The sequence below is a fragment of the Aquifex sp. genome, assembly GCF_056494385.1.
Genome location: NZ_JBSLZM010000004.1, coordinates 1 through 6,084 on the forward strand (window position 1 = coordinate 1; position 6,084 = coordinate 6,084).

Sequence of the window (6,084 nt, forward strand, 5' to 3'; positions counted from 1 at the left end):
AAAAAGGATAGGAGCAAAATCTGGTAAAAATCCCTAATGTTCTTACTTTCAAGTAGCTTTATAGAGGTAAGAAATAAGAGTGTGTTAGAAATCGGCTCTATTAAGTTATCAAGGGATATAGGACTCAAGAAAAATATCATTGCGAGGATAGCAAGTATATTAAGGATAAACCTGGGAAGGCTCATTATATCTTTAAAGTCGTTTAAAATTCCGAGGATAAATGATAAAAAAGTAAATAAGATAACTGTTTTATCGGAGATATCGTATAAAGAAAAAATGGAAAGTATAACTTCCGTGTAAAGTAAAAGAACTATAAGTTTTTTCGCAGAGATTCTAAATCCTTCCATACCGACCTGTCTACATAGATTCTATAAACTTCTATCGGTTTTAACGACGCGATGAGAGGAGAAACCTCGTGTGCTTTTAGTATACCTTTTTCCGTTTTTACGTAAACGTTTCCTGTGTAAACTTCTTTTTTTACTTCGTCGAACCTCACCTTATCCTCGGGAGCTACCTTTAAAATATCCCTTTTTACTTCCTGATAAACACTTTTATCCGAAGTTGAGAGAAACGTCTTGAAATGTTTTCTTCCGAATATCCTGTAAAAGTCTTCTCTATACTCTTCCCTTTCAAAAATCTTCGCTACAACGTTTGCGTCATTTATCTTGAGGTAATTTCTTATATCCCTGAAGTCCTCGTGTTTAAAAAGTTTCTTTATAAACTCAACGAGGTGTATACTGAGAATTCGGACAACCTTATGAAAGTAAACCTGGATATACATAAAGTATCGGGAGATTAGGAAGTTTTCAAGGGCTCTCAGACCGCTTTCGTCAACAACCAGGGTGTTTTCCTCATAGGATAGGGTGTTTACAAGTCTTTCGTAATCAAAAAAGCCGTAAGAAACTCCGCAAAAGTACGCATCTCTCCTTAGGTAATCAAGTCTATCCGAGCCGAACTCTCCCGTAATCACGTCCGAAAGAAGTCTTTCTTCTTCGCTATTTGGTTTTCCTAAAGTAATTCTTATGAGTTTATCTATATCCTCTTCGGAAAGTTCTTTCCTAAGGATATCGTAAATCTCCGTTTCCCTAATTACCCTTTCGGTAAAGTCTTCGTGGGTTTTCTCCTCGGGAAGGAGAACCTCCGTTGTATGGGAAAAAGGCGGATGTCCCACATCGTGAAGAAGTCCCGCAAGCCTGAGAAGTTTTATCTCTTTCATACCCAGGCTGTTAGCTATCTTATCGGTCGTGTAAAGAACACCCAGGGAGTGCTCAAAACGAGTGTGCTGGGCGGAAGGGAAAACGAGGTAAGCTACCCCCAGCTGTTTTACGTATCTCAGTCTCTGGAACGGAAGGGAATCAACAAGTGAGAGCTCAAGAGGGTTAAGCTTTACAAACCCGTAAAGTGGGTCAGAGAACTCCTTCATCAGTTAGGGTTTAGAGAGCTGCTCTCCCTTTTCTTTATCTCCTTCATGGTTCTATCGAACTCTTCAAGGTTCTTTATAACTTCCCATAGGTATTTTGCCGCCCGGGTGTAGAGCTCTTTCAGTTCGTCATCGGTTGCCGTTTGTGCTTTCTCAACAAGGTTTCTATGAAATAGTAATAGTCCGCTTCTGAGCTGGCTGAACTCCATTTCCTACCTCCTAAAGATTTTATAAAGTTCCAAATTCTTGATAATAATCCCCTTTTTCTTCTCCTTCTCTCCCTGACAAAAGATATAGTTATAGGTTTTACGTCTCCGTTAATTAGTTTTTCAATATCCTTTCTAAGCTTTTTAACGTCAACGGTGTAAAAAGTTTCAAAGGATTTTAAAAGCTTGAGGACTTTTTTTAGCTTATCTTTAGTGCTCTGCTCGTTTTTGTGCTCCATGTAAAACTCGGATAAGAGCTTAAGTGCTTCAAAGAAATCCTTTTCCTCGGAATACCTTCCGCAAAGGAGTTCGGCGTAATACTTACTTTCCTTGTATAGCTTTTCGTTAAAGGTTAAGACAAGCATTCTCGTTGAGGTTTCCGGGTTCGGGTTGTTGCCGTAAAAGGACTTTGAACTCAGAACGGACCAGTATTTTAAAAGCCTCGTATAAAAGCCGTAAAAGTCTTCCCTATAGTTTTGAATAAGTCCTACCTTAAGCCTCTCTTTATCCTTTATCCTCAATATATCCTTGCCTTGAAAAATCTCACCGTTTGGTGCTTTTACGTAAAAAACTCCGAGCTCAAGAAATATGTCCCTCCAATCCCCCCCTACGAGTTTGTAAGGTTTTTCCGCACAGTAAAGAACTTTTTCTAAGGGTATCTCAAACTCTCCGCTCCTTCTCACCTGCTGGCAGTAGCATATAGGATACAGGAGAACTTCTTTTTTATAGGGGTCGTCAAGTAACTCAAGAAAGAGGTTCTCAAGCCTGTCAAGCTCTTCCCATATACGGAGCATAAACTTAATTTAGATTTAGAAAAAGCCTCGTTCAAGCGTTAAATTTTTCCTCTATGGCTAACGTCTTAATTGGTGTATGCGGGGGAATAGCGTCCTATAAAGTTTGCGAGCTCATAAGAGAGCTAAAGAGGGAAGGACATAAGGTAAAGGTTTTAATGACACCTTTTGCGGAAAAGTTCGTTTCTCCTCTTACCTTTCACACCTTAAGCGGTGAGAGGGTTTATACCGAAAAGGTGTGGGAGGATGAACCTCTTGCTCATATAAACCTCGCAAGGTGGGCAGACGTTTTCCTGATAGCCCCTGCAACAGCAAACACGATTTCAAAAATAGCTAATGGCATATCGGATAACCTTTTAACGACGACCGTTCTGGCATACGGAAGGAAGCTCTTCATAGCTCCCGCTATGAACACGGTTATGTACAGGTCAGAACCCCTGAAAGAAAACTTAAAAAAGTTAAGGGAACGGGGACATGTGATAATAGAACCCGAGTTCGGTATTCTTGCCTGTGAGGAGGTTGGTGAGGGAAAGCTCGCAAGCCCCAAGAGGCTGAAGGACTGGGTAAATTATGCCCTTGAGGAGAAAAGTCTGAAAGGAAAGAAGATTCTAATAACCTGCGGGGCTACGAGGGAATATATAGACCCTGTAAGGTTCATATCAAACGAGTCAAGCGGAGAGATGGGCTTTTCCCTTGCAAGGGTTTGTAGGTGGAAGGGTGCAGAGGTTAAAGTTGTTGCCGGTTTTACAACCGCAGAAGAACCCCCCGAGGTAGAAATCAAAAGGGTAAAAACCGCGGAAGAGATGAGAAAAGAGGTTCTTGGGAGCTTTGAAAGTTCGGATATAGTCATAATGAACGCTGCGGTTTCCGACTTCAAACCAAAGGAGTTCAAGAAAAGCAAGATAAAGAAAAGGGAGAGTTTAACTATTGAACTCGTTAAAAATCCGGATATACTGAAGGAGCTCGGTGAAAAGAAAACTAACCAGATACTCGTCGGCTTTGCCCTTGAGACGGAAAATATAATTGATTACGCAAGAAAAAAGCTTCTTGAGAAGAACTTAGACCTTATAGTGGCAAATCCTTCCGAGGTTATGGGGAAGAAACACCACAAGGGATACATAATAACCCGTGAAGAGGTGAGGGAATTCTCATTCCCGACGAAGCCGGAGAGTGCAAAATTCATAGTAGAATACATAGTGAATAGGTTTCTAAAGGGAGGTGGTTGAGATGCCTTACTACGACCCGTTTTCGTATTTGTTCAGTCTTTTATGGTTCTTACTATTTGTCTTTATACTTCTCTCTCCTTGGTATAAGAGAATGGCCCTTATAAGGGCAAGGGAAGACATAATAAGGAAACTTGAGGAAAAAAGAAAGAGCAGAGTAATAACGATGATTCACAGACAGGAACAGATAGGCTTTTTTGGAATCCCCGTATTCAGGTTTATAACTATTGAGGACAGCGAAAGGGTTTTAAGAGCTATAAGGATGACACCCGACGATATGCCAATAGACTTTATAATACACACACCGGGAGGTCTCGCCCTTGCAGCTACACAGATAGCTAACGCTCTCGTAAAGCACAAGGCACCCGTGAGGGTAATAATCCCCCACTACGCTATGAGCGGGGGAACACTAATAGCCCTTGCCGCAGACGAGATAATCATGGACGAAAATGCGGTTTTAGGACCAGTAGACCCCCAGATAGGAAACATGCCCGCCGCCTCAATACTGAAAGTTCTTGAAAAAAAAGAACCAAAGGACATTGATGACCAGACACTTATTCTGGCGGACGTATCGGAAAAGGCTATAAAACAGATGGTTGATTACCTGGTTGAGCTTCTTACGAAAAACGGATTGGAAGAGGAAAAGGCAAGAAAGATAGCGGAAGAACTGGCTACCGGAAAATACACCCACGATTATCCCATAACCGTAGAACATCTGAAAAAGCTCGGACTTCCCGTCAATACTGATGTTCCTAAGGAGGTTTACGAACTTATGGAGCTCTACGAGCAACCTATGGGTTCACAACCTCCTTCAGTTCAGTATATACCCGTTCCCTACAAGTCACCGCAACAGCAGAATGCGAAATGATAGGTGTGGACATAGTGAAGAACGAAAGGATCGAAGAAGCAGTAAAGAGATTCGGGGAAAAATTTTTAAAGAGGATTTATACGCAGAGGGAACTTGATTACTGCTTTTCCCAGCGTTTTCCTTTCCAGTGCCTTGCAGCAAGGTGGGCATCAAAGGAGGCAATCCTGAAGGCCTTTTATACGGAGTTCGGAGTTCTCCTGAGGTTTAAAGAGATTGAGGTTCTCGGAAACAGAGGAAGACCCCCCACGGTAATAATCCACAGAAAAGAAGCCCGGGAGCTTTTAAAAGAAAGACGCATTTTCCTTTCCCTTTCCCACGAAAGGGATTACTCGGTAGCGGTTGCTGTGATAAAGTAATAAATGCAAGCGTAAAATAATATCATTATGATGATAAAAGAAATTGTAGAAAGGTTAAATAAAAAACTAAAACACACTAGAAAAAAACTAGGTATTTTTTTTACACCTCAGTGGGTCGTAGATTTAATGATAGATTTAATAGATGAGAAAAAACTTAACGTAAGTGATAGCAATGAGATTAAAATTCTGGAACCTGCATGTGGAGCATGTCAATTTTTAGTAGGTTTAAAAAGGAAAAAAGAAAACATATTTAAGCGTGCTAATGTTAAAATAGGCATAGAAATAAATGATGATATGATTGAATATGCCCGTTCTCTTGGTTTTACCCAAGGGATAAATATAGTTTCTGGGGATTATTTGTTATGGAATACGAAAGACCGTTTTGATTTAATTATAGGAAATCCGCCCTATGGAATACCTAGTCCATCTGACCACTATACTATACGGGTGGACAATGAAACTAAACAAAAATATAAACAAATTTATGAAACATGGTATGGAAAATACAATGTTTATGGAGCATTTATAGAAAAATCTGTAAAATTATTAAAAGATAATGGACAACTTATTTTTATAGTTCCTGCTACATTTATGATATTAGATGAATTTAAAAAGCTTCGCAGATTTCTTTCACGTAATGGGAAAACTGAAATCATATATATGGGAAATGGTGTTTTTAAGCCTGATGCAAATATAACAACGGTTATACTTAAATTTACAAAAACAAAATTGGATGCTAAAAAATTGAAACTTTTTGAATATAAAGATAATAAATTGATATTAATTTCTGAAAATAATCACTGGAACGGTGAAATTGTATTATTCTCATCAGAGTTTAGTAAATTAGTTGATAAAATATGTAGCTATAAATTAGGTGAGATATATACGGTTAAAATATCACCACGAACACCAGAAATAAAAAATAATCCATATGTTATTAATTTAGATGCTAATCCTAAAGATGAGAATTTACTTCCTATTCTTAATGGTAAAAACTTAAAAGTAGGTAGAATTATTTACGAACCTATTACAGGGTACTGGATAGATAAAAGTAAAAAGACGAAGCTTAGAAGCTTTTTTGATAAACCTCACATAGTTGTGGGATTGGGTTTTAGAGGGGATAAACAATTAGGTGCTGCATATGACCATAGAGCTTATCCATGGATGGGAGATATTTACCATTTATTAAGAGAAAATTCTCTAATAAATCTAAATTTTGA

At 39.0% G+C, this 6,084-nt stretch carries 7 protein-coding genes; 4 read left to right on the forward strand and 3 right to left on the reverse strand.

The features are described 5' to 3' along the window. From ACWB1W_RS00270 to ACWB1W_RS00280, 3 genes are all read right to left on the reverse strand, one after another. Positions 1-347 (reverse strand): transglutaminaseTgpA domain-containing protein (locus tag ACWB1W_RS00270; RefSeq protein ID WP_479369389.1); only part of this gene is annotated, 347 nt, incomplete at its 3' end. Next, complete coding sequence (locus tag ACWB1W_RS00275; protein ID WP_479369390.1) at positions 311-1,423, reverse strand: HD domain-containing protein; 1,113 nt, start codon at positions 1,421-1,423, stop codon at positions 311-313. The genes ACWB1W_RS00270 and ACWB1W_RS00275, both read right to left, overlap by 37 nt. 118 nt (positions 1,424-1,541) lie before the next feature. Then, a complete protein-coding gene (locus tag ACWB1W_RS00280; protein ID WP_479369391.1) occupies positions 1,542-2,420 on the reverse strand; it encodes a hypothetical protein in 879 nt (292 codons plus the stop codon). Positions 2,421-2,473: 53 nt separating this feature from the next. Here ACWB1W_RS00280 and coaBC point away from each other — a divergent pair, with 53 nt between their 5' ends. From coaBC to ACWB1W_RS00300, 4 genes are all read left to right on the forward strand, one after another. Continuing rightward, on the forward strand, positions 2,474-3,643 hold the full coding sequence (gene coaBC, locus ACWB1W_RS00285; protein ID WP_479369392.1) for a bifunctional phosphopantothenoylcysteine decarboxylase/phosphopantothenate--cysteine ligase CoaBC: 1,170 nt from the start codon (positions 2,474-2,476) through the stop codon (positions 3,641-3,643). Between the two features lies 1 nt (position 3,644). Beyond that, a complete protein-coding gene (locus ACWB1W_RS00290; protein ID WP_479369393.1) occupies positions 3,645-4,508 on the forward strand; it encodes an SDH family Clp fold serine proteinase in 864 nt (287 codons plus the stop codon). Beyond that, on the forward strand, positions 4,505-4,864 hold the full coding sequence (acpS, locus tag ACWB1W_RS00295; protein WP_479369394.1) for a holo-ACP synthase: 360 nt from the start codon (positions 4,505-4,507) through the stop codon (positions 4,862-4,864). The genes ACWB1W_RS00290 and acpS overlap by 4 nt, the downstream gene beginning before the upstream one ends. A 27-nt stretch (positions 4,865-4,891) precedes the next feature. Beyond that, positions 4,892-6,084: N-6 DNA methylase family protein (locus ACWB1W_RS00300; RefSeq protein WP_479369395.1), on the forward strand; the 1,193-nt coding region annotated here is incomplete at its 3' end.